The sequence below is a fragment of the Aestuariivirga sp. genome (assembly GCF_965227715.1).
Lineage (GTDB): Bacteria > Pseudomonadota > Alphaproteobacteria > Rhizobiales > Aestuariivirgaceae > Aestuariivirga.
Window position 1 is genome coordinate 2,527,029 of record NZ_OZ245771.1, and the last position, 26,272, is coordinate 2,553,300.

The 26,272-nt window shown below is 57.5% G+C and carries 20 protein-coding genes; 19 read left to right on the forward strand and 1 reads right to left on the reverse strand.

The annotated features are described in order from the left end of the window. Positions 1 to 75: 75 nt before the first annotated feature. From trpS to ACO06F_RS11950, 11 genes are all read left to right on the forward strand, one after another. Complete coding sequence (gene trpS, locus ACO06F_RS11900) at positions 76 to 1,119, forward strand: tryptophan--tRNA ligase (protein WP_421692973.1); 1,044 nt, start codon at positions 76 to 78, stop codon at positions 1,117 to 1,119. 87 nt (positions 1,120 to 1,206) lie between these two features. After that, a complete protein-coding gene (locus ACO06F_RS11905; RefSeq protein ID WP_421692974.1) occupies positions 1,207 to 1,767 on the forward strand; it encodes a NifU family protein in 561 nt (186 codons plus the stop codon). A gap of 33 nt (positions 1,768 to 1,800) precedes the next feature. Then, on the forward strand, positions 1,801 to 2,904 hold the full coding sequence (tsaB, locus tag ACO06F_RS11910) for a tRNA (adenosine(37)-N6)-threonylcarbamoyltransferase complex dimerization subunit type 1 TsaB (protein ID WP_421692975.1): 1,104 nt from the start codon (positions 1,801 to 1,803) through the stop codon (positions 2,902 to 2,904). Positions 2,905 to 3,023: 119 nt separating this feature from the next. Next, positions 3,024 to 3,683 carry a lysophospholipid acyltransferase family protein gene (locus tag ACO06F_RS11915; RefSeq protein WP_421696668.1) on the forward strand — a complete coding sequence of 220 codons (660 nt, stop codon included), beginning with the start codon at positions 3,024 to 3,026 and terminating at the stop codon, positions 3,681 to 3,683. Continuing rightward, complete coding sequence (miaB, locus tag ACO06F_RS11920) at positions 3,684 to 5,045, forward strand: tRNA (N6-isopentenyl adenosine(37)-C2)-methylthiotransferase MiaB (RefSeq protein WP_421692976.1); 1,362 nt, start codon at positions 3,684 to 3,686, stop codon at positions 5,043 to 5,045. A gap of 18 nt (positions 5,046 to 5,063) precedes the next feature. Further along, on the forward strand, positions 5,064 to 6,071 hold the full coding sequence (locus tag ACO06F_RS11925; RefSeq protein ID WP_421692977.1) for a PhoH family protein: 1,008 nt from the start codon (positions 5,064 to 5,066) through the stop codon (positions 6,069 to 6,071). Next, a complete protein-coding gene (gene ybeY / locus ACO06F_RS11930) occupies positions 6,068 to 6,541 on the forward strand; it encodes an rRNA maturation RNase YbeY (protein ID WP_421692978.1) in 474 nt (157 codons plus the stop codon). Before ACO06F_RS11925 ends, ybeY begins: the two co-directional genes overlap by 4 nt. Further along, positions 6,528 to 7,559: a hemolysin family protein gene (locus ACO06F_RS11935; protein ID WP_421692979.1), complete on the forward strand. Its 1,032-nt coding sequence runs from the start codon at positions 6,528 to 6,530 to the stop codon at positions 7,557 to 7,559. The genes ybeY and ACO06F_RS11935 overlap by 14 nt, the downstream gene beginning before the upstream one ends. A gap of 57 nt (positions 7,560 to 7,616) precedes the next feature. After that, positions 7,617 to 9,149 carry a YifB family Mg chelatase-like AAA ATPase gene (locus ACO06F_RS11940; protein WP_421692980.1) on the forward strand — a complete coding sequence of 511 codons (1,533 nt, stop codon included), beginning with the start codon at positions 7,617 to 7,619 and terminating at the stop codon, positions 9,147 to 9,149. Between the two features lie 54 nt (positions 9,150 to 9,203). After that, positions 9,204 to 11,114: an ATP-binding protein gene (locus ACO06F_RS11945; protein ID WP_421692981.1), complete on the forward strand. Its 1,911-nt coding sequence runs from the start codon at positions 9,204 to 9,206 to the stop codon at positions 11,112 to 11,114. 73 nt (positions 11,115 to 11,187) lie between these two features. Beyond that, entirely contained in the window at positions 11,188 to 11,994 is an 807-nt protein-coding gene (locus ACO06F_RS11950; RefSeq protein WP_421692982.1) for a GNAT family N-acetyltransferase, read from the forward strand. Here the strand turns inward: ACO06F_RS11950 and ACO06F_RS11955 are convergent. Further along, on the reverse strand, positions 11,984 to 14,254 hold the full coding sequence (locus ACO06F_RS11955) for an NADP-dependent malic enzyme (protein WP_421696669.1): 2,271 nt from the start codon (positions 14,252 to 14,254) through the stop codon (positions 11,984 to 11,986). The two genes, ACO06F_RS11950 and ACO06F_RS11955, sit on opposite strands and share 11 nt — an antisense overlap. Positions 14,255 to 14,376: 122 nt before the next feature. Here ACO06F_RS11955 and mutS point away from each other — a divergent pair, with 122 nt between their 5' ends. Genes mutS through ACO06F_RS11995 form a run of 8 tightly spaced genes read left to right on the forward strand, consistent with a single transcriptional unit; the run spans position 14,377 to position 26,269 of the window. Beyond that, positions 14,377 to 17,079, forward strand: coding sequence for a DNA mismatch repair protein MutS (gene mutS / locus ACO06F_RS11960; protein ID WP_421692983.1), 2,703 nt, complete (start codon positions 14,377 to 14,379; stop codon positions 17,077 to 17,079). Beyond that, positions 17,076 to 19,835 carry a [protein-PII] uridylyltransferase gene (locus ACO06F_RS11965; RefSeq protein WP_421692984.1) on the forward strand — a complete coding sequence of 920 codons (2,760 nt, stop codon included), beginning with the start codon at positions 17,076 to 17,078 and terminating at the stop codon, positions 19,833 to 19,835. Before mutS ends, ACO06F_RS11965 begins: the two co-directional genes overlap by 4 nt. Before the next feature lie 6 nt (positions 19,836 to 19,841). Beyond that, positions 19,842 to 21,398 (forward strand): murein biosynthesis integral membrane protein MurJ, encoded by a 1,557-nt coding sequence (murJ, locus tag ACO06F_RS11970; RefSeq protein ID WP_421696670.1) that lies wholly within the window; start codon positions 19,842 to 19,844, stop codon positions 21,396 to 21,398. 23 nt (positions 21,399 to 21,421) lie between these two features. Then, positions 21,422 to 22,189, forward strand: a complete 768-nt coding sequence (gene ubiE / locus ACO06F_RS11975) for a bifunctional demethylmenaquinone methyltransferase/2-methoxy-6-polyprenyl-1,4-benzoquinol methylase UbiE (protein ID WP_421692985.1) — start codon at positions 21,422 to 21,424, stop codon at positions 22,187 to 22,189. After that, positions 22,189 to 23,751 (forward strand): 2-polyprenylphenol 6-hydroxylase, encoded by a 1,563-nt coding sequence (gene ubiB, locus ACO06F_RS11980; protein WP_421692986.1) that lies wholly within the window; start codon positions 22,189 to 22,191, stop codon positions 23,749 to 23,751. Before ubiE ends, ubiB begins: the two co-directional genes overlap by 1 nt. Before the next feature lie 42 nt (positions 23,752 to 23,793). Further along, positions 23,794 to 25,017: a bifunctional phosphopantothenoylcysteine decarboxylase/phosphopantothenate--cysteine ligase CoaBC gene (gene coaBC, locus ACO06F_RS11985; protein ID WP_421692987.1), complete on the forward strand. Its 1,224-nt coding sequence runs from the start codon at positions 23,794 to 23,796 to the stop codon at positions 25,015 to 25,017. Continuing rightward, on the forward strand, positions 25,014 to 25,454 hold the full coding sequence (dut, locus tag ACO06F_RS11990; RefSeq protein ID WP_421692988.1) for a dUTP diphosphatase: 441 nt from the start codon (positions 25,014 to 25,016) through the stop codon (positions 25,452 to 25,454). Before coaBC ends, dut begins: the two co-directional genes overlap by 4 nt. After that, the gene (locus ACO06F_RS11995) at positions 25,454 to 26,269 is read left to right on the forward strand and encodes a HesA/MoeB/ThiF family protein (protein ID WP_421692989.1); all 816 of its coding nucleotides are present in this window, start codon (positions 25,454 to 25,456) and stop codon (positions 26,267 to 26,269) included. The genes dut and ACO06F_RS11995 overlap by 1 nt, the downstream gene beginning before the upstream one ends. The last annotated feature ends 3 nt before the right edge of the window (positions 26,270 to 26,272 follow it).

Genomic DNA, 26,272 nt, shown 5'->3' on the forward strand with positions numbered 1-26,272 from the left:
AAGCCAGACCAGCGAAGCTCTTTTCATGGCGTATTTTTGCGGGCATAAGCGGCGCGGTCCAGCCTAAGAGGTTTCATGATGTCCACCTTTGTTCCGCGCGTTTTCTCCGGCATGCAACCGACGGGAAATCTGCATCTCGGCAACTACCTGGGTGCGATGCTGAACTGGATTCACATGCAGGACACGCATGAATGCATCTATTGCGTCGTCGACATGCATGCGATCACCATGTGGCAGGATCCCACGGAGTTGCGGCGCGCCATCGTTGATGTGACGGCGGCCTATCTCGCTTGCGGCCTCGATCCCAAAAAGAGCATCATCTTCAACCAATCACAGGTGGCGGAGCATGCCGAGCTCGCCTGGATCCTTGGCTGCACCGGCCGCATTGGATGGCTCAACCGGATGACGCAATTCAAGGAAAAGGCGGGAAAGGACAAGGAAGCAGCGTCCGTCGGTCTCTATACCTATCCGGTTCTCATGGCGGCAGACATTCTGGGCTATCACGCAACGCACGTGCCCGTCGGTGATGACCAGAAGCAGCATCTTGAGCTGGCTCGCGATATCGCCAACAAGTTCAACGTCGATTATGCAGACGCGATAAGGGCCTCGGGCTTTGAGGACGGCGTTTTCTTCGTGCCGCCTGAACCCTATATCACCGGTCCCGCAACGCGGGTGATGAGCCTCCGGGATGGAACAAAGAAGATGTCAAAGTCGGACCCTTCCGACCTCTCCCGTTTGAACTTGACAGACGATGCGGACACAATCGCCAAGAAGATTCGCAAGGCCAAGACCGATACCGAGCCGCTTCCGAGTGAAGCCGAGGGCCTGAAGGGACGGCCGGAGGCGGACAATCTGACCGGCATCTACGCGGCGCTTTCGGGGGAAACGCTTGAGAAGGTGCTGGGGCAATATGGCGGCGGACAATTCTCCGTTTTCAAGAACGCACTTGCCGATCTTGCTGTGGCCAAGCTTGGCCCGGTGGGTGAGGAAACGAAGCGGCTTCAGTCCGACCCGCAATATGTGATCAGTGTTCTCGAAAATGGCTCCCACCGCGCCAGGGCGATAGCAGCTCCCATTACCCGCAAAGCGCGCGAAATTGTGGGTTTCATTGTATCTTGAACGATTGCCAAGGGGATAGCGCGGAACAGTTTGAAATGATTCTAATCTGGGCCTATATACAAATTCCCGAGTAGAGGAATCGGACATATGTTCATTCAAACAGAAGCCACGCCCAATCCCGCCACACTGAAGTTCATCCCCGGAAAGCCCGTGCTGCCGGGCGGAGCGCGGGACTACCGTGAAGCTTCGTCGGCGGCAGAATCTCCCCTCGCCCAGAAGCTTTTTTCAGTGGATGGCGTCTCGGGCGTGTTTCTGGGTCAGGACTTCATTACGGTCACCCGTGCCGGAGCCGAGTGGCAGCATATGAAGCCAGCCATCCTTGGTCTCATCATGGACCATTATCTTTCGGGGGCGCCCATGCTGCTCGAAGAGACACGGCAAGTTGAAGGGGGCGGAGAGGAATTCTTCGAGGCAGGCGACGCGGAGATTGTAACCACGATCAAGCAACTTCTCGACACCCGCGTAAGGCCGGCCGTGGCCCAGGATGGTGGCGATATCACATTCCATGGGTTTCGAGAGGGGGTTGTCTTTCTCAATATGAAAGGCTCTTGCGCAGGCTGCCCCTCCTCCACTGCGACGCTGAAGCATGGAATTGAGAACCTACTTCGACATTTCGTGCCGGAAGTGAGCGAAGTCCGCGCTGTTTGACGCGCCATGGCCTCGCGGCCTATCACGCCGCCCATGAAGATCCTCAGCATTGATACAACAATGGCAGCCTGCTCGGCTGCCATTGTTGATACCGAAGCCGCCCAACCACTGGCGGAGGCCTTCTTACCCATGGAGCGAGGCCATGCGGAGGCTTTGGCACCCATGGTGGATCACCTCATGCGGCAGTCGGGTCTTGCGCACTCGCAGATTGACCGCATTGCAGTGACTGTCGGTCCTGGCACATTTACAGGCGTTCGCATTGGCCTTTCCTTCGCCCGGGGGCTTGGTGTTGCATTGGGAATTCCCATAATCGGTATCGACTCGCTGTCGGCGATTGCAACAAATGCCCCAGAAGAAAGCCCCCTCCTCGTCGTGTTGGATGCCCGCAATGACGATGTTTACGCAGCCCTGTTCGACGCATCCCGAAGGCTCATTGCCGGTCCCCTGTTGAGCAAGACTGGCTCTGCAGCAGAAATGGCTCCGTCTGAGACCCTGCTCCTGGGAACGGCTTCGCATACGTTGCGTGCAGTAAGCGGTCGCAGCGATCTCAGAATGTCCAAAGGGAGTGACCTCCCAATTGCAGCGCATTTTGCTCGTTTGGCGGCACGCGCCGAGCCAGCGGGAATTCCGGCGCCGCTATATCTGCGTGCTGCAGACGCCAAGCCGCAAGCAACCGCTCTGAGAAAGATCGAGACGCTGTGCTTTGAGACCGCTGACCAATCTACAGCATCCCTCCTCGCGGTCCTTCATGCTGACGCCTTTGAGGAGGGTTGGACTGCCGCCGCATTCGAGGGCTTGCTGAGCTTGCCGGGAACCGCGGCGTTAATTGCGATGGAACGCGGTGAACCACTCGCCTTCATTCTTACACGGCGCGCGGCAGACGAGGCGGAAATCATCACGCTGGGTACGCGCTTACCGGATCAGCGCCGCGGCGTGGCGCAACAGCTGATTGGCGCGCAAATGGAAAGACTTAAAGCGGCGGGCGTGCTGACGATCTTTCTGGAAGTGGCCACTTCGAATGATCCCGCACGGGCGCTCTATGGGAAGGTGGGTTTCGTTGAGGCCGGGTTGCGCAAAGATTACTACCGGCGAAATGGATTCCACGAGGATGCACTTGTCTTGCGGAAGGAGCTTTGACCTTGAGCAGGACACGGCCTTGGCTGGTGCTCGCAGTATTCGCAGGACTAACCCTTCCGCTGATGCCGCTTCAACAGTTTTTCGTCTGGTTCTGGCCGAGAATGGCCCGTTGTTTTCCGATGCACTATCATCGCCTTGTGTGCCGGACCCTGGGAATCCGGCTCGATATCGTTGGGAAGGCGCCAAAACGTGGGCCCCTGCTCATCGTCAGCAACCACGTCAGTTGGCTGGACATTGTGGTGTTGAGCGCAGTTGCGCCTGTGTCCTTTGTGGCAAAGAAGGAAGTGAGCGGCTGGCCCTTTTTCGGAAGTCTTGCCCGGCTTCAGCGCACCGTCTTCATTGACCGCGACCGCCGCCATACGACAGGCAGTTCACGGGATCAAATGCGGATGCGCTTGGCAAAGGGGGACATTCTGGTCCTGTTTCCGGAGGGTACGTCAAGCGACGGCCGGCGCGTGCTGCCCTTCAAGAGTTCATTTTTCGGCGCAGCGGAGATTGGGGGGGTGATGGTTCAGCCCGTGTCCCTGGCCTATCGGGGCCATCGGAACCTGCCAATGAACCGTCGGCTTATGCCACGATATGCGTGGTTTGGGGAAATGGAACTCGCACCTCATCTGCTCGAGGCGCTGCGCTCGGGGCCAATCGAGGTGACGGTCGTATGCCATCCCCCGCTTTCGCTCTCTTGCGCCGCAAACCGCAAGGCACTGGCCCTGCATGCGGAAAATTTGGTCCGCCAGGGTGTAAGCCTGGCGCTTCACCACCCTGAGAAAATCAGCTAGATGCCCATCATGGACAATGCCCCGAAGAAGGTTTTCGTCAAAACCTACGGCTGCCAGATGAACGTCTACGATAGTGAACGGATGCGGGATGTGCTCTCGCCGTTGGGCTACACCGAGACGATGGCACCAGAAGACGCCGATCTCGTCATCCTAAATACGTGCCACATCCGGGAGAAGGCGGCCGAGAAGGTCTATTCGGAGCTGGGCAAGATCCGGCGCATGAAGCTGGCACGGGCAGAGCACGGTGGAGAGATGGTGATCGCCGTCGCGGGGTGCGTGGCCCAGGCAGAAGGCGAAGAGATTGTAAAACGCGCGCCTGCCGTTGATCTCGTGTTTGGACCCCAGACCTACCATCGGCTGCCGCAACTCCTGGCAAGGCATCGGGCGGGCGAGAAGGCCGTGATCGAAACGGAATTTCCCGCAGAGGACAAGTTCGAAGGGCTTGAGGCCAAAGCACTGCCGCGACGGACGGTTGCCGCATTCCTGACAGTTCAGGAAGGCTGTGACAAATTCTGCACCTTTTGTGTTGTGCCCTATACGCGCGGTGCACAATATTCGAGGCCGCTCCAACAGTTGCTCGCTGAAGCGCAGAAAATGGCCGCTCAAGGCGTAAAGGAATTCACCCTTCTCGGTCAAAACGTGAATGCCTGGCATGGGGAGGACGCAAAGGGCCGTTCAATCGGGCTTGCTGGCCTCGTGTCCATACTGTCATCAATCGATGGTATCGAGAGACTGCGCTACACAACAAGTCATCCCCGAGACATGACCAATGATTTGATTGCTGCACACGCCGATAATCCGAAACTGATGCCGTACCTGCATTTGCCGGTACAGAGTGGTAGCGATACGATACTCAAAGCAATGAACAGGGGTCACTCAGCCGATCACTATCTGCGCGTTATCGAAAAAATGCGTTTGGCCAGACCTGATATGGCGATCTCAGGTGATTTCATCGTGGGTTTTCCTGGCGAAACAGAAAGAGATTTCGAAGCGACACTGGCACTCATAAGGACGGTGGGGTACGCCAGTGCATATTCGTTCAAGTATTCGCCCCGGCCTGGAACACCGGCAGCCGGGAGTACTGCTCAGATCCCAGAGACCGAAAAGTCGCAAAGGCTTCAGGTACTGCAGGCCCTTATTCACTGCCAGCAAACCGACTTCAATGCCGGGCAAGTTGGACGGACTCTACCTGTTCTGCTGGAAAAACCCGGCCGTGATATGGGACAACTTGTTGGCCGCTCGCCTTATTTGCAGGCGGTGCATATTCCCGGCGATCCGTCTCTTATCGGCAAGATCGTGGATACCCACATAACAGCTGTTGGAACCAACAGTCTTTCGGGCCATTATGTGCCGTCAGGCTAAACACGGAGAACCAAATCCTTGAATCCGCCCGTGACTGCGGCCCAGCTCGGCAGCTCCAAGAACGGCTCCCGGCAGGAAGATTCGGATATTCTCACCCTCTCATTTGACGATAACCGCTTGTTATCATTGCTCTGTGGGGAGCATGACGAGAACCTTGCCGTCCTTGAACACCGGTTGGACGTGGACATCACCCCGCGGGGTAACCGCCTGGCCGTACGCGGAAGTGATTCGGGGCGAAATGCAGCCCGCGACGTACTGATGGCGCTCTATAACCGTGCCCGACGCGGACTCGACATCACCAAGGGCGAAGTCGAGGGGGCAATCCGCATGCGCGAAGCTCAGGAAACGAACATCCCCGGCGGCGCCATTCGCACGCGGCGCAAGCTGGTTCTGCCACGCACCCCAACCCAAGGCTCCTACATAGAGGCGATTCGCAGAAACGAACTGGTTTTCGGCATCGGACCTGCGGGCACGGGCAAGACATATCTGGCCGTGGCATGCGCTGCCGAAGCATTGATGAACGGCGAAGTCGACCGTATCGTTCTCTCGCGGCCCGCAGTCGAGGCAGGCGAAAGGCTGGGCTTCCTGCCGGGAGACATGAAGGAGAAGGTCGATCCCTATCTCCGCCCGCTCTATGATGCACTTTATGACATGATGCCCGCGAGTCTCGTTGCCAAGGGCATTGCGGAAAACCAGATCGAAATTGCACCTTTGGCTTTCATGCGCGGTCGCACGTTGTCCTCTGCATTCGTGATCTTGGACGAAGCTCAGAACACCACCCCTCAGCAGATGAAAATGTTCCTTACGCGGCTGGGGGAGGGGAGCCGCATGGTGGTGACAGGTGATCCGACCCAGGTTGACCTGCCCTCAGGTGTCTCCTCCGGACTTTCTGATGCGGTGGCGGTGCTGAAGGGCGTGCAGGGCGTCAGTTCCGTTGGTTTCACCAACTCCGACATTGTGCGGCATGCGCTTGTCGGCCGCATTGTCGAAGCCTATGACAAGAAGGCACCCAAGCTGAAGAAATGATGGTGTCCATTGATGTGGAAGACCAGGCGTGGCTGGCCCTGGCCGATCTGCAAAATCTTGCGCGCGACGCTGTGAATGCGGCACTGACGGCAGCTATAAATCCTCACGGATCGGTCGAAGTCTCCCTCGTGTTCACAGATGATCTTTCCGTTGCTCAGCTCAATGCAGAGTGGCGTTCCAGAGACAACCCGACCAATGTGCTGTCCTTTCCAAGTCCGGGTAACATGCCGATACCAGAAGGTGAACCTCGTCCCTTGGGCGATATCGTGCTGGCATATGGCGTGACCGCTCGTGAGGCGGGTGAACAGGGCAAGACGTTGCGTGATCACACGGTGCACCTTATTGTCCATGGCATGTTGCATCTCCTCGGCCACGATCACGAGAATGACGTGGAAGCAGAAGCCATGGAGCAGTTAGAGGCAGAAATTTTGAAAGGCCTGGGCATTTCCGATCCCTATGAGCGACACTGACGACACCAGCAATGTCACTTCGCCAGAGCCGGTGCGCGAAAGCCTTTGGCAACGGCTGAGGAGCCGCTTCGGCCGCGGTAGGGATATGGGCCTGCGCGAAAGCCTTGAAGGCGCCATAGAGAGCCACGAAGCGCAGAACCCAGGCGAGACCGTTGGCCAAGAAGCCAAATCGATGATGCTCAATATCATCGAGTTCTCCGGTCTACGCGTTGACGATGTGATGGTTCCTCGCGTCGATATTGTCGCCATTGACGATACCGACACCATGCAAGATCTGTTGGCGAAATTCATCGACGCCAACCATTCGCGCGTGCCCGTTTATCGCGAGACGCTCGACGGCATCACCGGCATGATCCACGTGAAGGATTTTCTTCGCTGGATGGCTTCCCGCGGCACAAAAAAACGGCGTGCGCCAAAGAGCGAGAAGGCGGAAGCAGCCGAAAAAGTGGACAGGGCCACGGCGCCTGGCCTCAGCGTTGCGGCGACAGCACTTTCGACCCTGGTTCGTCAGGCAGGCCTCAACCGCGACGTCTTGTTTGTTCCGCCGTCCATGCCGGCGACGGACTTGCTGGTACGCATGCAAGCGAGCCATACGCACCTTGCCATCGTGATCGATGAGTATGGTGGCACCGAAGGACTCGTTTCCATCGAAGATTTGGTTGAGGTGATCGTGGGCGATATTGCTGACGAGCACGATACGGATGAAGATCTGGAGATAAATCCGATCGAGGAGAAGGTCTATATCGCGGACGGGCGAGTCGATCTCACCGCTCTTGAACAGCTCCTGGGCATTGACCTCCTTCCTGAAGATGAAGAAGAAGAAGCAGATACGCTCGCAGGACTTATCTTCAAGATCGCCGGCCGCGTGCCAGCGCGTGGAGAGATTATCAAGCACGAGAGCGGACTTGAATTCGAAATCCTTGAGTCTGATCCGCGGCGCGTCAAACGCGTGCGCATAAACGCACGTAATGCCAATCTGCTAAATCCGGACGCCGCCTCGGATAGTTCTTCCGGCTGAAGGTTCGGATTTGACGGTTTCTACAACCTCTTGTAACGTCAAGTTCAGGAGGTTGTCATGACATCGCGCGCCGCGACAGTTGCATTTCAGGGAATTGAGGCTGTCGCTGTCGATGTGCAAGCGCAATTCTTATCCGGACTGGTACAGTTCAACGTTGTCGGACTGGGTGACAAGGCTGTCGCAGAAAGCCGTGAACGCGTTAGAGCCGCCTTGCATGCAATCGGCCTGGCGCTGCCGGGAAAACGCCTTGTGGTGAACCTTTCGCCCGCCGACCTCCCCAAGGAAGGAAGCCATTTTGATCTTCCGATCAGTCTTGCAGTCCTCGCGGCCCTGGGAATCCTGCCGCAGGACTTTCTCACACGGTACTTCGCCATGGGTGAACTTGCCTTGGATGGGGCAATCATCGGTGTATCGGGCGTGTTGCCGGCAGCAATTGCCGCCAACGGGCGGGATATGGGTCTGATCTGCCCCAAGGCGTCTGGTCCCGAGGCCGCCTGGGCAGGCGAGGATGCCGATATCCTCGCACCAGAGAACCTCATTCAATTGATTAATCACGTGAAGGGCACGCAAGTTCTGACCCGTCCCAAGCCAACGGTTGCCGTGGAGACGGATCGTCTTCCAGACCTCAAAGACGTCAAGGGTCAGGAATCTGGCAAAAGGGCGCTTGAAGTGGCAGCTGCGGGTGGACATCACTTGCTCATGGTTGGGCCACCTGGGGCGGGGAAGTCGATGCTGGCTCAACGTCTGCCATCGATCCTGCCGCCAATGGACTCCAGAGAGATGCTAGACGTCAGCATGGTGGCTTCCCTCGCGGGAGAGTTGTCAAATGGACAACTCTCCAGACGGCGTCCCTTCCGCGCTCCGCACCATTCCGCATCCATGCCTGCTCTGGTGGGTGGCGGCCTGCGCGCCAAACCAGGCGAAATGGCACTCGCGCACCATGGTGTCCTCTTTCTCGACGAGCTCCCAGAATTCCAACCGCGTGTGCTCGAATCACTCCGCCAGCCTATGGAGACGGGAGAGACGGTCGTAGCGCGGGTCAATTATCACGTTACATATCCTGCTCGTTTTCAGCTCGTGGCAGCAATGAACCCGTGTAAGTGCGGAATGGCGGGTGAACCAGGCCATATCTGCCGCAAAGGTCCTCGCTGCGCGTCCGACTACCAGGCCCGTATTTCCGGCCCTCTGCTAGACAGGATGGACATTCAAATTGAACTGGCAGCGGTTAAAGCCTCGGACCTCACGCTCCCTCCCCCCAAAGAGGCGAGCCATGATGTGGCCGCACGAATTCTTGCCGCACGTCAGATACAGGCACAGCGTTTCCTCCAACTCGGCAAGCCGGATTTCCGCACCAATGCGGAGGCGGACGGTGCTCTTCTTGAAGAGATCGCCAGACCGGACCCGCAAGGTCTCTCTCTTCTTCGGGACGCAGCGGACGTAATGAAGCTCTCAGCTCGCGGATATCACCGCGTTCTTCGGGTGGCGCGAACACTTGCTGACTTGGACCGCCGGGAGCAGGTCTCCCGCATTCACATAGCAGAAGCGCTGAGCTACCGTCAGAAGCTTGCAGCATTTCAGACAGCTGCATAACATCACGGACCTTGCTTAACTATTCATTAACCACAATGCGAATGGGTAAGCATTTTGAAATCGGCCCGTGGCAAGGCTTACTACATGCGCCAGCCAGAGAACACAGGTCCGACCAGCTCGCTGTCATCGGCGGCGGGGCGCGCGCGCGACGATACTAGTCTCAACCACGCCCTTGATGATTTTCAACGGCCCAGCATGGGTTATGGAAGCCTCCTCCCATCACTGGCGCTTGTCCTAATGTTCAGTGGAGTTGCATGGGCTGCCGCGCTCTCGCCCACACCCAATATGGCAGTTCTGGGACTGGCGCTCGCCGGCCTCGTCATTGCGGCAACCGTTGCACTCACGCAGCATCTTTGGCGCCGCGGAACGGAACGGCGGCTCGCGGCACTGGGCACTGCCGCTGCTTCGCTTCACCGGGCTCACATCAAAGCAGAAGCTTCCAATGTTGCGAAATCTCGGTTCTTGGCCATCACCAGCCACGAGATCCGAACGCCGATGAATGGAATCCTTGGCATGGTCGGCCTTCTTCTCGAAACTGAACTCACCCCTGAGCAGAAAAACTATGCCAGGACGGTACAGTCCTCTGCCCGTGCACTTCTTTCGATTGTTGATGAGCTTCTTGATTCATCTAACGCCGACCGTGACGGGGTTGCCATTATAGAGGAGCCCTTCGACCTTGCGGCTCTCATTGAATCTGTGACTGAGTTACTTGCGCCACGGGCGCATGCCAAGGGCATCGAGATTTCAAGCTTTGTCTCGACGCAGATTCCACCACAGCTGATCGGCGACGACAAACGCTTGCGGCAAGTGCTGCTCAATCTGTGCGGCAATGCCATAAAATTTACACCGTCTGGGGGCGTGGGCATCAGTGCAACGCAACATCCACATGGTCAAATCGTCATCACTGTGTCCGATTCTGGCATCGGAATGACAGAAGATGAACAGCAAAGAATCTTTGACGAGTTCACACAAGGAAATGAAGATACCCAGCGGTTGTTCGGGGGGACAGGTCTCGGTCTCACAATCTCCCGCAAACTGGTGGAAGCGATGGGAGGCAGTATCTCTGTCAGATCCACTCCCGGCAATGGCTCGTCTTTCGAAGTTTGGTTGCCCTTGAAAAGTGCCGCTCCACATGACCCACTTGAGTTGCTAAGTGGCCGGCGCTTCATTCTCGCCGCGCCACCGTCAATTACGGCTGATCACATTCGGCAAACGCTGGAAGACAGTGGCGCAACCGTCTCCGTGATCTATGAGCATGACGCCTTGGCCCAGCATATTGGGGACAACACTGACACGGCTCCGGCCGCCTATATTTGCGATAGCGACTTCGCTGGCACCCTTCGCCAGGTGCTGCCGTTGAAGTCAGGAATAAAGACGCCCCGCGTATTCGTCATGATGAAGGCCGAGGAACGCCAGCAATTCACAGATCTGACGGATATGCCGCTCACGGGTTATCTTCTGAAGCCATTCCGGCGCCATTCCCTGTTGCGGCTCATGACGTTCATTGAAAATGGTGCTCGAACTGAAGGCGCTCCTGACCGTAAGAGTCACGACTCCCCACCGGGTGTACGGCGCATCCATCATGTACTCCTTGCAGAAGACAACGCTGTAAATGCACTTCTGGCCAGCACGATTCTGAGGCGTGAAGGTTATCGTGTTACGCAACGCGCATCGGGTGAGGGGGTACTGCAGCTGCTCACGGCTGGCCCATGGCCAGATCTCATCATCATGGATGTGGAGATGCCGGGGCTCGACGGCATCGAAACGACACGGCGTATTCGCGTCATGGAAGCGAGAGCAACAACACCCCACTTGCCCATTCTCGCTCTCACTGGACACGGACATCGGGACGATATTGCGCGATGCCTCGCCGCTGGCATGGACGGACACTTGGCAAAGCCCTTTGATGCGATGGATCTCAAGGAAGCAATTTCACGCCTCGTGATGCGTCAGGTTGCGGTCTGAGAAGTCTCTCTGATCTTTCAAATTCGATCCGCCTGTGGCAGTTTTCCCTGAGGAGATAAGATCGCTGCTGCAGATGCCAGAGATAAGCGCCGAGAAGGGTTCGCTCGTTCTTCGCCTCGCCAGTGGAGCGGACGAGATCGAAGCTTGCCAACATTTGCGGTTCCGCGTGTTCTATGAGGAACTGGGGGCGTCTGCAGACCCTATCGCTGCCGACCGCAAACTCGATAGCGATCAATTCGACGCAATCTGTGATCATCTTGTCGTCGTGCAGCGAGGCACCACTGCCGGCGAACGGTCTATTGTGCTTCGTGATGGCGAGTTGATCGGCACCTATCGCTTATTGCGGCAGGACGTAGCGGATAAACATGGTGGCTTTTACACTCAACGTGAATTTGACATCGCGCCACTCATTGCCGCCCATCCGAATCTGCGTTTCCTTGAACTTGGCCGCTCCTGCGTGTTGGAGCCGTTCCGCACGAAACCAGTTGTCGAACTTCTCTGGCAGGGAATCTGGAATTATGTGCGTGCCTACGACATGCATGTGATGCTGGGCTGCGCCAGTCTTGAAGGGACCGACCCATATACCCATGCGCTGGCTTTGAGCCTTCTAGCTGAAGCAAAGGCGCCTCCGGAGTGGGAAGTTCGCGCTCTACCCAGCCACTACGTCAACATGCGGCTCATAGCACCTGATGCCATTGATCAGCGGCGGGCTCTGAGAGGCTTACCGCCGCTCATCAAAGGCTATCTGCGGCTCGGCTGCTACATTGGCGATGGCGCAGTGATAGACCGGCAGTTCAATACAATTGACGTCCTAATCGTCCTTCCGGTGGCTGCCATCAATGCGCGGTATTTTTCGCATTTCGGGCAGCCTAACGGTTGATGTCATAGGCCGCTATTGCCGCAAGGTTCAGAATTTCTGATGCTGTCGCAGACATTGACGCGATCTGCACCGGGCGATCGAGGCCCGTGAGCAGGGGCCCTACAACTGTAACGCCACCCAATTGCTGCAGCATCTTTGTGGAGATCGATGCCGAGTGCGCCGCGGGCATGACAAGGACATTGGCAGGCCCGGTCAGCCGGCAGAAGGGGTAGAGCGCCATCGCCTCACGCGACAGTGCGACATCGGCCGCCATCTCGCCATCATACTCAAAATCCACTTTCCGCCGGTCCAGCACCGACACAGCGTCGCGAACATAGGCCGCACGTTCACCGCGAGGGTAGCCGAACGTTGAGTAAGACAGAAATGCGACCCGCGGCTCATAGCCAAAGCGGCGGGCAACGCCCGCTGCTTCCTGCGCAATATCTGCCAGTTCATCAGGTGTAGGAAGCTCGTGGATCGAGGTGTCTGCAATGAACACTGTGCGCCCGCGCACAAGTGCCATCGAAACCCCAATGGGCCTGTGGCCTGGGCGATTGTCGATGGCTTGGCGAACATTGTCGAGTGCGACGGAAAAATTGCGGGTCAGGCCGGTGACCATGGCGTCGGCATCGCCCATCGCCACCATGCAGGCGGCAAAGACATTCCGGTCCTGATTTACGATACGCTGGCAGTCGCGAAGAAGATAGCCGTTGCGTTGCAACCGCTCATAGAGAAAGTTTGCATAGTCGACATTACGTTCCGAAACGCGGGCATTAGAGATTTCGACATTTTCGTGAAGCTCAAGCACACCGCTTGCGAGCGTCTGCTGGATTTGCGCCTCACGGCCGATGAGAATCGCGCGGCCGAGACCAGCGCTGGCGTAACTGTTTGCGGCCCGGATCATTCGATCCTCTTCACCCTCTGCGAATACCATGCGCCGGGGTGCCACTCGGACTTTTTCAAACACGCTCTGCAGGGTTCCGGCAATCGGGTCGAGCCGGGCTGACAGCGTATGTGCATATTCTTCGAGATCAGCGATGTGCCGGCGAGCGACTCCACTTTCCATGGCGGCTTTTGCGACGGCCACAGGAATGGTCGAGATCAGGCGTGGGTCGAACGGGACGGGTATCAGATAGTCACGGCCGAAGGAGGGCCGAGAGCCGTGATAGGCGGCGGCGACTTCATCCGGAACGTCCTCCCGCGCAAGGCCGGCGAGAGCCTGGGCAGCGGCAATCTTCATTTCATCATTGATGGTGCGCGCGCGGACATCCAGGGCGCCTCGGAAAATATAGGGGAAGCCAAGAACATTGTTGATCTGGTTGGCATAGTCAGAGCGGCCCGTCGCCATAATCGCGTCCTGCCGTACAACCAGAACCTCTTCCGGCGTAATCTCGGGGTCGGGATTGGCCATGGCGAAAATGATCGGATTGGCGGCCATGCTCTTCACCATCGCAGGCGTGAGAGCGCCAGCGACGGAGAGCCCGAAGAAAACATCGGCCCCGTTCAGTGCGTCCGCCAGCGATCGCGCGTCCGTGTCCGTCGCATGAGCCGACTTCCACTGGTTCATGCCTTCAGTACGGCCCTTGTACACAACGCCCTTTGAGTCTGCGAGAATCACATTGGCATTTGGGACCCCAAGCGATTTAATGAGCTCCACACACGCAATCGCGGCAGCGCCTGCACCATTGCAAACGATTTTGGCCGTCTTCAGATCTCTCTTGGTGAGGTGCAACGCATTGATCAGACCAGCCGTGGCAATGATGGCCGTTCCGTGCTGATCATCGTGAAAGACGGGAATGTCCATCATTTCCCGCAGCCGCTGCTCGATTATGAAGCAGTCAGGTGCTTTGATATCTTCCAGATTAATGCCGCCGAAGGAGGGGCCCAGATACCGTACCGCGTTTATGAACTGGTCGACGTCCTTGGTGTCGACTTCGAGATCGATTGAATCCACATCCGCGAATCGCTTGAACAGGACCGCCTTACCCTCCATCACCGGCTTGGAGGCGAGCGCCCCCAGATCCCCCAGCCCCAGGATGGCTGTGCCATTCGAGATAACGGCCACGAGATTGCCCTTGGCGGTGTAATCGTATGCCGTTTCGGGGTTTTCGGCGATGCGGCGGACAGGCACAGCAACGCCCGGACTGTAGGCCAGCGACAGGTCGCGCTGCGTTGCCATGGGTTTTGTCGGGGTGATTTCCAGCTTGCCGGGCTTTCCCTGCTGGTGGAACTGCAAGGCCTCCTCGTCGGTGATGGTCGGGCGGCGCGGCTTCTGGTCCATATCATGCCTCAAAAATCTACTCGGGGATCTCTGGCGCCAGACTAGAGACGGGCAGAGCCACACTCAAGCCTTCCGAACTCGACCATTGTACCTCGTTGGTCGATTCCTGCTATGGAAGGCCGGTGAATGACTTCGACCATAGCGGTGATGCCACGGGGGAGGATGGCTCCTCCCGCGCGACACCCGTCATGGCCCAGTTCCTGGTCTTGAAGCAGGCAAATCCGGGAAGTCTCCTCTTTTTCAGGATGGGCGATTTTTACGAGTTGTTTTTCGAAGATGCCGAGCTGGCAGCTGCCGTATTGGGAATAACCCTCACCAAGCGCGGCAAGCATCTCGGCAAAGACATTCCGATGTGCGGCGTTCCCGTGCACGCAGCGGACGCCTATCTCCAGAAGCTCATCCGCCAAGGACACCGTGTGGCCGTCTGCGAGCAGATGGAAGATCCATCAGAAGCGAGGAAACGTGGTTCCAAATCAGTGGTGAAGCGCGACATCGTTCGATTGGTGACGCCAGGCACACTGACGGAAGAAAATCTCCTTGATTCGCGCAGCAACAATTTTCTCGCGAGCGTCACCCGGAACAGAGCGGCAGATGAGTTGGCCATTGCCTGGGCGGATATCAGTTCTGGTGAGCTTGCCGTCCTTCAGACCACTATGTCCCGGCTTTCCGCTGATCTCGCCCGGCTTGATCCCCGCGAGATCATCGCAAGCGAAGGCCTGCTCGCGGACAACGAGATAGTCGCTGTTCTTGAAAGGGCAGGGGCGCCCCTTTCTCCGCTCCCTTCTGCGCGCTTCGATTCGGTTTCCGCCGAGCGGCGTCTCAAGGAGCAGTTCGAAGTTGCCGCGCTGGACGGATTCGGCAGCTTCTCACGGGTAGAGATTTCAGCACTTGGCGGACTTCTAGAGTATATCATCATCACCCAGGCGGGACGGGTGCCGCATTTGCGGCCGCCACGCCGGGAAAGCCCAACCACGACCTTGCTGATCGACCCTGCGACGCGTGCCAATCTTGAACTCACGCGCACGCTGCATGGTGAAAGGAGGGGAAGTCTTCTTTCAGTCATTGACCTTGCGATCACTGCGGCAGGGTCGCGATGCATCAGCTCGCGACTCTCAAATCCTCTAAGCGACCCTTATGCCATTGCAAACAGGCTCGACGACGTCGCCCATTTTGTCAACGACCAGCCTCTGCGAGACGATGTGCGGAAGCTGCTCACCAATATGCCAGACCTGGAACGCGCGCTGGGGCGCATAGCCGTTTCCCGAACCGGACCCCGCGATCTTGCTGCAATCCGCGATGGCTTGATGATAGCGGGCCATCTCGCCCACCGGCTTGCCGCTAGCGCCACGATCAGCGGCCTGCCCGAAAATCTCGATCAGATCTGCGAAACGCTGAGCTGGTGCGATCTGGACCTCGCGCGTGAACTCGATGATGCGCTTGCCAGCGACCTTCCCGCCTGGGCAAGGGACGGTGGCTTCGTGAAGCCCGGCTACTCCACTGATCTGGACGAAAATCGAACTCTGCGCGATGAGACACGCCATGTAATCGCAGGGCTGCAGAACCGCTACAGTGCCGTCTCGGGCGTCAAGACGCTTAAGGTGAAGCATAATAACGTACTTGGCTACTTCATTGAGGTGCCGGCATCGGCTGCTCCAGCGCTGCAGTCTCCCGAGCAGACTGGGCTCTTCATCCATCGGCAGACTGTGGCCAGCGCCGTGCGGTTTATAACCACAGAGCTTGCATCGCTTGATCAGCGCATTGCTGCTGCAGCCGGGAAGGCGCTTGCCATCGAGCAGGAGATATTCGGAACCCTGTGCGCCAGAGTGAGCTCGCGGCGCGACCTGCTCTCAAAAATTGCGGGTGCGACGGCGCAACTGGACGCGGCGGCCGCGCTGGGGGAGGTGGCAGAGCGCCGGCGTTATGTGCGGCCCCGCGTTGATGGTTCAACAGCCTTTACCGTCAGAGGCGGCCGCCACCCGGTCGTCGAGGCGGCACTGCAAGACAGTGCATCGGCGTCCTTTGTAGCAAATGATTGCACTGTTTCCGGTGAAGAGAAGAGACTCTGCCTGTTGACCGGTCCCAACATGGCAGGCAAGTCGACCTACCTCCGCCAGAATGCATTGATCGTCATTCTGGCGCAAATGGGCTCCTTCGTGCCAGCGGCAGAAGTCCAGTTTGGAGCGGTCGACCGGCTGTTCAGCCGTGTGGGTGCGGCGGATGACCTCGCTCGGGGACGCTCGACCTTCATGGTTGAGATGGTAGAAACCGCTGCCATACTTAATCAAGCCACCGAGAGATCTTTCGTGATCCTTGATGAGATCGGGCGCGGAACCGCCACCTATGACGGCCTGTCGATTGCATGGGCAACGCTCGAGCACCTTCACAGCGTCAATAAGAGCCGCACACTGTTCGCAACGCACTATCACGAGCTGACGCAGCTCGCGGCAAAGCTTCCACATCTTGCCAACGCGACAATGAAAGTGAAGGACTGGCAAGAAGAGATCATCTTCCTTCACGAGGTTGTCTCCGGCGTGGCAGATCGATCATACGGTATTCATGTCGCGCGGCTTGCGGGCCTACCTTCGGCTGTCATTGCCCGCGCGCAGATAGTGCTCGAAAGATTGGAGAGGGAGGGATCAAAGACCTCCGCGACAAGCCTCGCCGAAGAACTACCGCTGTTTGCCCTGGCACGCCTCCCGCCGACGTCCCGTGAGAGTGAAGTGGAGGCCCAGCTCGCGCAGGTCATGGTCGACGAGCTTTCACCACGGGATGCGCTGGACCTGCTCTATGAACTGAAGACCTTGTTGAAGGCCAGCCGGCAATGAGGCCCCTGCTACCATTGCAAAATCTGATCGACACTGCCGCATTTCATGAGCGCTTGGCGGCCGCTGGCAAAGAGCACCACGCTGACCCAGCGGGAGCACGCTCGGCAGCCGTCAATATCCTCAAAGACGCTCTCGCGCAGTCACATGCGATGGCGGAACGGCAGCTTATATCAGATGGTGAAGGTACGCGCTGCGCGGAAGCCTTGAGCGGTGCCGAAGATGAGATTATCCGGGGCCTTTTCGATCTCGCAAACGGCACTCTCTTTCCGGCGCGAGGGACGGACGAGCGCATTGCCGTTGTCGCGGTTGGTGGTTACGGACGCGGTACATTAGCGCCAGGGTCCGATATCGATCTCTTGTTCGTCCTTCCGGCGCGGCAGACCGAGCGTGTGCAGAATATCGTTGAGTTCATCCTCTACTGCTTGTGGGACACGCGTCAGAAGGTGGGTCACGCCACGCGCAGCATCGACGAGTGTCTCCGGCTTGCTAGGTCAGATAACACGATTCTCACTGCTATTCTTGAAGCACGCTACATCTGTGGTGACGAACGGCTGTTTAACCGTCTTGTTACCGACTTTCGCCGGGAAATCGTCTCCAGGGGTGCCAAGGAATTCATCGCGGACAAACTCGGCGAACGTGATCTGAGGCACCTGAAGGTCGGCGAGAGCCGCTATCTCGTTGAACCCGACGTCAAGGATGGTAAGGGCGGGCTTCGGGATCTCAATACATTGTTCTGGATTGCCAAATACATCTACGCAACAAACTCAACGGATGACTTGGCCGAAAAAGGGGCTTTCTCTCGGGAAGAGCTGGCTATCTTCAAGAAATGCGAGCGCTTCCTATGGGCAGTGCGTTGCCACCTCCATTTTCTTTCAAAGCGCGGCAACGACAGGCTGAGTTTCGACCGGCAATCAGACATTGCCGAACGGCTTGGCTACAAGGCACACGGCGGCTTGAGGCACGTCGAACGTTTTATGAAGCACTACTTCCTTGTCGCAAAAGATGTTGGAGATCTGACCCGCATTCTCTGCGCCAGCCTTGAGGCGCGCCAAGTAAAGGACGTCCCTGGTCTAGGCCGAGTGATCGGGCGCCTCATTTCGAAGTCCTCCGGAACGCTGCGGGACGCACCGGATTTCCGGGTTGAGGGCGGCCGCGTGGTGCCGAGTTCGCCCGACGTGTTCATCAAGAACCCTGTTAACATGATACGGCTCTTTGCGGTTGCCGGGCGGCACGGAGCCGAAATTCATCCGGATGCGCTGAAGCTGCTCCGGAAGTCACTGGGTCTGATCCGCAACATTCTGGATGATACCGAAGCGAATGCCATTTTCCTCGAACTTCTCACAGCGAGCGAAGACCCCGACATAGTGCTCCGCATGATGAACGAAGCCGGGGTGCTTGGAAGATTTATTCCTCCTTTCGGCCGCATCGTCGCGATGATGCAGTTCAACATGTACCATCACTATACAGTGGACGAACATTTGATCCGCGCTGTGGGGCATCTCTCGGCCATCGAACGCGGCAGGCTCTCCGAAGACCATCCGCTGTCCACGGCGATCTTTCCCACCATCACAAGCCGCCGCCTTCTCTATGTTGCAGTGTTCCTCCATGATATTGCCAAGGGCCGGAAGGAGGATCATTCCATCGCGGGTGAGCGAATCGCGCTTGAACTTTGTCCGCGGCTTGGATTGACCGCATCGGAAACGGAAACGGTCGCTTGGCTCATTCGCCATCACCTCCTGATGAGTGAAACCGCGCAAATGCGCGATTTGAACGACTTCAAGACCATTCTCGACTTCTGTGCCGTGGTGCAGAGCGTCGAGCGCCTCAAGCTGCTAATAATTTTGACCGTGGCAGACATTCGCGCGGTTGGACCGGGAGTTTGGAATGGCTGGAAGGGCCAGCTCCTCCGAACGCTCTATACAGAAGCAGAACCTGTTCTGACGGGCGGCCACACCGCTGTCTCACGCAAAGAGCGTGTGATGGAGGCGCAGAGCACATTCTATGAGCGAATGCCCTCATGGAACGATGATCAGCGGAAAAGTTACGCGGCGCGTCACTATGATGCCTATTGGCTGGGCACCTCAACCGACAAACAGGTTAAACACGCCCAACTCATAGCAAGTGCTTCGCCCAAGAGCGTCGTCACCAGTTTCGAGACAGATTCATTTACGGCCATCACAGAACTGACGATTTATACACCGGACCATCCACGTCTACTCGCTCTTATCACCGGGGCATGTGCGGCAGCTGGTGCCAATATTGCCGGTGCGCAAATATTCACCACAACGGATGGAATGGCCCTCGATACCATCCTGATACAGCGCGAGTTCACAGACGAGGAAGACGAACGCCGCCGTGCCGAGCGCATTGCAGAATTGGTGCGCAAAGCGCTACGGGGCGAACTGTGGCTGAAAGAAGCTGTGGCACGCGCTTACAAGCCGCAACATCGCATGAAAGCGTTTACCGTGGAACCACGTGTCATCATCGACAACAATTCGTCCAACCGCTTCACGGTGATCGAAATCAATGGTCTGGACCGGATCGGCCTTCTCTATGATCTGACTGAAGCCCTCTACAAACTGAATCTCAATATCGCGTCTGCTCACGTCACCACTTTTGGTGAGAAAGCAATCGACGTCTTCTACGTAACGGACCTCACGGGTGCGAAGATCGAAAATACAACACGCCATGCCCAGATCGAGCATGCGATGGCCAGCATCCTGACGTCTGCGCAACCTGCGCTGATAAGGGCCTGATTGCCGATGTCTCTCCTTAGATCTGCAGCGACTGTCGGTGGCCTGACGCTGGTAAGCCGCGTACTCGGTTTCATTCGGGACCAGTTAATTGCATTCGCACTTGGCACCAGCTTCGTTGCGGAGGCCTTCTTCGTGGCCCAGCGCTTTCCCAACCTGTTCCGTGCACTTTTCGCAGAAGGCGCTTTCAACAACGCGTTTGTTCCGTTGTTTGCCAAGAGAGTGGAGGCAGAAGGGGAGGCCAAGGCCCGCGATTTCGCCATTGAGATCTTTTCGTTTCTCTTGGCCTGGCTAATCATCTTCTCGGCCGGGGCAATGATCGCTATGCCCGTCGTCATTTATATAATCGCACCCGGCTTCAAGGCGGATGGAGAGAAGTTTCAGCTGGCGGTGGACCTCACGCGCATCTGTTTTCCATACCTTCTCTTCATGTCACTTACAGCGCTTCAATCAGGCGTGCTGAACAGTCTGAATCGCTTTACCGCTGCGGCGGCGGCACCCATCCTGCTCAATGTAGTGATGATCATTTCAAATGTTGTCGCGTGGATACTCGCCACTGGCAACACACCAGAAACTGGGTACATTTTTGCGTGGGGCCTGTTTGCTTCGGGTGTGGCGCAATATGCGTTGCTTGCTATCGCCTGCCGGCGCGCCGGCATGCGCCTGGTGCCGCGCCGGCCCCGGTTGACGGCTGACGTCAAACGCGTGATCGCTCTATCCGGACCAGGCATCGTCTCTGGCGGTGTGATGCAGATCAACCTGGTAGTCGCGACTATGATTGCAACGACAATCCCAGGTGCAGTGGCATTTCTCTATTATGCTGACAGGCTCTACCAATTGCCGCTTGGCGTCATAGGTGTTGCTATCGGCGTTGTTCTCCTTCCTGATCTGTCGCGAAGGCTTCGGGCAGGTGATGATGGCGGTGCCCTCAACAGTCAAAACCGCGCACTGGAACTTTCGCTGTTTTTGACGCTGCCCGCCTGCGTTGCTCTCATGGCCATTCCACACGCCATCATCCACACTGTGTTCGAGCATGGTGCCTTCAGGCGCGCGGATACCTTTGCTGTGGCTCCCGCCCTTCTGGCCTTTGCCTCCGGTTTGCCCGCCTTTTCCCTTTCGAAGGTCTTCCAGCCAGGGTTCTATGCCCGCGAGGATACGCGAACGCCGATGAAGTTTGCGCTGATTTCTGTCCTTGTGAATGTCGCGGGAAGCTTGATACTTTCGCGCTTCCTGGGCCACACTGGAATAGCACTCGCCACATCACTTGCGGCGTGGGTGAACGCTGCGCTTCTAGGCATCACACTTACCCGTCGTAACCTCTTCATCTTGGATGAACGGTCGCGCCAGCGCCTGCCGCGTATTATTCTCTCCGCCATTGTCATGGGCGGGCTGCTGCTCGCGGGGCAATGGCTGCTCAGAGGAAATTATGCCGAACACGCAGGCTTCCTTGCTGCGGCTTGGGGTCTCACCCTGCTCGTTACGGGCGGCATATTGAGCTATTTTCTGATGGCACAGATCACCGGGGCAATGCGCCTCGGTGAAATCAGGTCGATGCTGAAAAGGTAAGGTTTTTCCGCTAAGGTACATCCATGACAAACAAACCAAACCAGCAGGATGTCGCCTTCGGCTTTCGGAAGGTGAACGAGGGCGACAAGCAGGGTCTCGTCAACGAGGTCTTCTCCAAAGTCGCTGCACGGTATGATCAGATGAACGATCTGATGTCCGGCGGGCTTCACCGGCTCTGGAAGGATGATCTGGTCGCCATGCTGAATCCCCCCAAGGGACAGGGTGCATTCAACCATCTTGACGTGGCAGGTGGGACGGGAGATGTCGCTTTCCGGGTATTGCGCGCCGGAGGCCCCAATGTTCGGGTCACAGTCGCGGACATCTCCCCCGAAATGGTAAGTGAAGGTAGAAGTCGCGCCGGGACGGAAGGTCTTCTGGGACGTTGCAGTTTCACAGTTGGCAATGCCGAAGCACTCGCATTTCCCGACAAAAGCTTCGACGGCTACACGATCGCCTTCGGTATCCGGAACGTCACTCATATTGATAGGGCGCTGGCTGAGGCCTATCGTGTGCTAAAGCCAGGTGGCCGTTTCCTTTGCCTCGAGTTCTCGCAAGTCGATATTCCGCTGCTTGACAGGATTTATGACGCTTACTCATTCACCGTCATACCCGCCGTGGGCAAGGCCGTGACTGGTGACGGGCAGCCATATCGATACCTGGTCGAATCGATCCGCACATTCCCGAAGCAGGAGGACTTCAAGGGTATGATGGACGATGCGGGTTTTGCAAATGCTACCTATCGAAATCTCACCGGCGGCGTGGTTGCGATCCATTCCGGTTGGCGTATCTGATGTTCTCCCGCCTCAGATACAGTGTTGCACTGCTGAGAGCCGGCCGCACGCTCGCGGCTTATGACGGGTTGCTGACGCCAGAGCAGTTGAGGCAGCTTCCCTGGTCAGCCCGCCTTGGCCTATCGGTCGCAAAACTGGGGACCAAGAGGCCGAACACAAGCGGCTCATCGGCTGTTGCTGAAGCACTCAGTTCTCTGGGCCCCAGTTACATCAAGCTCGGTCAGTTTCTGGCGACGAGACCGGATCTTGTCGGTCCACACCGTGCGTTCGAACTCAAGGCCCTGCAGGACCGGTTGCCGCCATTTCCATCCGACGTCGCCAAACAGACTATTCGCGACACGCTTGGCGCCGACGTCAGCCAGATTTTTTCGGAATTCGGACCGGCTGTGGCCGCCGCATCAATCGCGCAAGTTCACAAGGCGCGAACGGTTGAAGGCCAAGAACGAGCAGTCAAAGTCTTGCGGCCTGGAGTCGGCAAGCGATTTGCTGCCGATCTCGGCAGCTTCTATTTCGCCGCCCAGCTCATCGAACAGTTCAGCAGCGAAGGCCGCAGGCTGAGACCCGTTGCAGCGGTGCATATGCTTGAACAGTCCATGAAGCAGGAGCTCGACCTGAGAATGGAAGCTGCTGCTCTCTCGGAGATGGCCCAGAACAGTGCTGGAGACCCTGGATTCCGCGTTCCGAAAGTCGATTGGGAGCGTACCGGGCGTGATGTACTGACGACTGAATGGATTGACGGCATCCCGATTGCGGATGTCGAGGAAATCCGCGAACAGGGTTTTGACCTGGTCACGCTTGGGGATACGGTCATTCAGAGCTTTCTCCGCCATGCTATCCGTGACGGTTTCTTCCATGCAGACATGCATCAGGGAAATCTGTTCATCGACAGAGCGGGCAATCTGGTGGCCGTGGATTTTGGTATTGTCGGCCGGCTGGGTCCCAAGGAAAGCATGTTTCTTGCGGAGATACTCTATGGCTTCATCACGCGTGACTATCTGCGGGTAAGCAAGGTTCATTTCGAGGCAGGCTATGTGCCGCGCGAGCATGATCCGGCAGTCTTTGCCCAGGCGATCCGAGCGATCGGAGAGCCAATCATGGACCGTCCAGCGAACCAGATCTCAATGGCTCGCCTTTTGACTCAGCTCTTCGAGGTAACTGCACAGTTCGACATGCAGGCGCAGCCTCAGCTCTTGCTCCTCCAGAAGACCATGGTGGTTGTGGAGGGCGTCGCACGCACCTTGAACCCGGGCCTCAACATGTGGGTAACGGCAGAGCCGGTCGTCCGGGAGTGGATCGAACGAAAGCTGGGGCCCGCAGGGAAGCTGGAGGGGTTCACAAGTTCAATGGGGCGAGCATTCATTAGCCTGCCCTCTATGCTTGAAGATGCTAGGCGCGTAACGACCATGCTCTCAGACATGGCCGCAACTGGCGGACTGAAGCTGAGTTCGGAGACTACCGAACAGCTCGCCCGGGCTCAGTCCCAGCACGCCCGTTGGACCCGAATCTGGCTGGCACTATGTGCCATTTCCCTCGCCGTCATTGCCATAAAGCTGACGGTTTGAGGACGACTGGCAGGACACGCAGATTGCTGGCATAGTAAACCGATGACATCGCTCGCGGGAAAATCTGTCCTTCTTATCATCGGCGGCGGCATCGCTGCCTATAAGATCCACGAACTCATCCGCCTCTTGAAGACCCGGGGAGCACGCACACGCATTATTCTGACCAAAGCAGCGGAGGAATTCGTCACACCACTCTCTCTCGCGGGGCTTTCGGGGGAAAAGGTCTATACACATCTGTTCAGCCTCACCGACGAGGTGGAGATGGGTCATATCCAGCTTTCACGTGCGGCGGATTTGCTGGTCGTTGCACCTGCCACAGCCGATCTGATAGCTAAAATGGCAAATGGTCTTGCTGATGATCTTGCCTCAACTGCCCTTCTTGCAACCGACAAAAGGGTGCTTGTGGCTCCAGCGATGAATGTTCGCATGTGGAGACATGCAGCCACCCAACGCAACATCGAAGTGTTGAAGCGTGACGGTGTGACATTGGTCGGGCCTAATGAGGGGGAGATGGCCTGCGGGGAATTCGGCCCAGGGCGCATGTCTGAACCCAATGAGATATTATCTTCGATAGTCGAATTGCTGAAGCCGAGATCACAGCCACTTGCAGGCAAGAAGGTTGTGATCACAGCCGGTCCAACTCGTGAGCCCATCGATCCCGTCCGCTTCATCTCCAATCATTCATCCGGTAAGCAGGGTTATGCAATCGCGAAAGCCGCAGTTGATCTCGGCGCAGAGACGATTCTCATCTCCGGTCCCGTGGCGCTTCTGGTTCCGCCAGGCGTTCAGATGATCCCCGTGGAAACCGCTCAGGACATGCTCCGCGCCTGCGAAGCAGAGCTGCCGGGGGACATTGCAATCTTCACGGCCGCGGTGGCCGACTGGCGCGTAACGGCACAGGCGACGGGAAAGCTCAAGAAGTCAGCCGGCGCACCTCCGAGCCTCACGCTCACCGAAAATCCCGATATACTCGCGACGATCTCGCACCACGCAGCGCGTCCAAGGGTCGTTGTCGGGTTTGCAGCAGAAACTGAGCATGTGACGGATCATGCAATCGCAAAACTCAAGAGAAAAGGTTGTGACCTGATAGTCGCCAATGATGTCAGCAAGGATTCAGGAGTGTTTGGAGGCGATCGCAACACCGTTCACCTGGTTTCTGACGGCGGCATCGAGAGCTGGCCGCAGATGAGCAAGGATGAAGTGGCGCAGCGCCTTATGGGACGCTTGGTACAGACGCTCGTGCTGCGTCAGAAAGCGTCGGAATGATCTCGGTCGCCATAAAACGTCTTCCGCATGGCAAAGATCTTCCTCTGCCAGCATATGAAACAGCAGACGCCGCGGGCATGGACCTTCGGGCTGGTCAGGCAATGACTCTCGCGCCCGGCGCGCGCTGCTTGATGCCCACGGGGATTTCCATCGCCCTCCCGCAGGGCTTGGAGGCGCAGGTGCGGCCGCGCTCTGGCCTTGCTGTGAAGCACGGCGTGACCGTGCTGAATGCCCCGGGCACCATCGACAGTGACTATCGTGGCGAAATAAAAGTCCCGCTGATCAACCACGGTGACGAGGCGTTTGTAATTGCCCGTGGCGATAGAATTGCCCAGATGGTGATTGCGCCGGTAACACGCATTGGTTGGGTTGAAGCTGAAGAGTTAAACGAGACGGCACGCGGGGCCGGCGGCTTCGGCTCGTCGGGAACGCGTTGATGGCACTCGCCCCCGATGAGGTCGAACGCTATGCGAGGCATCTCGTTCTCCATGAGGTCGGCGGGCCCGGACAGAACAGACTTAAAGAGTCAAAGGTTCTGGTTGTAGGTGCGGGCGGGCTCGGGGCACCGCTGCTCTATTACCTTGCTGCAGCGGGAATCGGCACAATTGGCATTGTGGACGATGACAGGGTCAGTCTCTCCAACCTTCAGCGTCAAATTATCCACACCACCTCCCGCATCGGAATTGCCAAGACGGCAAGCGCGCGGGAGACAATCCAGAACATAAATCCCCATGTGCAAGTCGTAGAGCACGGCTACCGTATGACGGCCGAAAATGCGCTTTATCTCATCGGAGGCTATGACATCGTCGCCGATGGGTCCGATAATTTTCCAACCCGCTATCTGGTCAGCGATGCCTGCTTCTTTGCAGAGAAGACACTTATTACGGCTGCAGTGGGCCAATTCGATGGACAGCTCTCGACCTTCAAGCCCTATCAAAGCGCACCAGACGGTGTTCCCATGCCGACCTATCGCTGTCTGATGGGGGAACTACCGCCGCGTGGATTATTCCCCGCTTGCGAGGAAGCGGGAATACTCGGCGCTCTGCCTGGAGTACTCGGTTCGATGCAGGCGATGGAAGTCATCAAGGAGATCCTCGGCATCGGAGAAAGTCTCGCCGGCCGTCTCTTGATGTACGACGCCTTGGCCACCCGTTTCTATGAAACCAAACTCTCCTGGAATCCGGACAATCCGCTGACCGGGCGCAACGCGAGTATCACGTCCCTGGTGGCGTCGAACTACAGCGATCGCTGAGGA

What these genes read in the sequence shown, in the direction of transcription:
- ACO06F_RS11905 (WP_421692974.1), top strand. Translation starts at nt 1,207, where the DNA reads ATGTTCATTCAAACAGAAGCCACGCCCAATCCCGCCACACTGAAGTTC.
- ubiB (WP_421692986.1), top strand. Translation starts at nt 22,189, where the DNA reads ATGTTCTCCCGCCTCAGATACAGTGTTGCACTGCTGAGAGCCGGCCGC.
- ACO06F_RS11965 (WP_421692984.1), top strand. Translation starts at nt 17,076, where the DNA reads ATGAGGCCCCTGCTACCATTGCAAAATCTGATCGACACTGCCGCATTT.
- ACO06F_RS11950 (WP_421692982.1), top strand. Translation starts at nt 11,188, where the DNA reads ATGCCAGAGATAAGCGCCGAGAAGGGTTCGCTCGTTCTTCGCCTCGCC.
- trpS (WP_421692973.1), top strand. Translation starts at nt 76, where the DNA reads ATGATGTCCACCTTTGTTCCGCGCGTTTTCTCCGGCATGCAACCGACG.
- ubiE (WP_421692985.1), top strand. Translation starts at nt 21,422, where the DNA reads ATGACAAACAAACCAAACCAGCAGGATGTCGCCTTCGGCTTTCGGAAG.
- ACO06F_RS11915 (WP_421696668.1), top strand. Translation starts at nt 3,024, where the DNA reads ATGCACTATCATCGCCTTGTGTGCCGGACCCTGGGAATCCGGCTCGAT.
- ACO06F_RS11940 (WP_421692980.1), top strand. Translation starts at nt 7,617, where the DNA reads ATGACATCGCGCGCCGCGACAGTTGCATTTCAGGGAATTGAGGCTGTC.
- tsaB (WP_421692975.1), top strand. Translation starts at nt 1,801, where the DNA reads ATGAAGATCCTCAGCATTGATACAACAATGGCAGCCTGCTCGGCTGCC.
- ACO06F_RS11935 (WP_421692979.1), top strand. Translation starts at nt 6,528, where the DNA reads ATGAGCGACACTGACGACACCAGCAATGTCACTTCGCCAGAGCCGGTG.
- ybeY (WP_421692978.1), top strand. Translation starts at nt 6,068, where the DNA reads ATGATGGTGTCCATTGATGTGGAAGACCAGGCGTGGCTGGCCCTGGCC.
- ACO06F_RS11995 (WP_421692989.1), top strand. Translation starts at nt 25,454, where the DNA reads ATGGCACTCGCCCCCGATGAGGTCGAACGCTATGCGAGGCATCTCGTT.
- ACO06F_RS11955 (WP_421696669.1), bottom strand. Translation starts at nt 14,254, where the DNA reads ATGGACCAGAAGCCGCGCCGCCCGACCATCACCGACGAGGAGGCCTTG.
- murJ (WP_421696670.1), top strand. Translation starts at nt 19,842, where the DNA reads ATGTCTCTCCTTAGATCTGCAGCGACTGTCGGTGGCCTGACGCTGGTA.
- dut (WP_421692988.1), top strand. Translation starts at nt 25,014, where the DNA reads ATGATCTCGGTCGCCATAAAACGTCTTCCGCATGGCAAAGATCTTCCT.
- coaBC (WP_421692987.1), top strand. Translation starts at nt 23,794, where the DNA reads ATGACATCGCTCGCGGGAAAATCTGTCCTTCTTATCATCGGCGGCGGC.
- miaB (WP_421692976.1), top strand. Translation starts at nt 3,684, where the DNA reads ATGCCCATCATGGACAATGCCCCGAAGAAGGTTTTCGTCAAAACCTAC.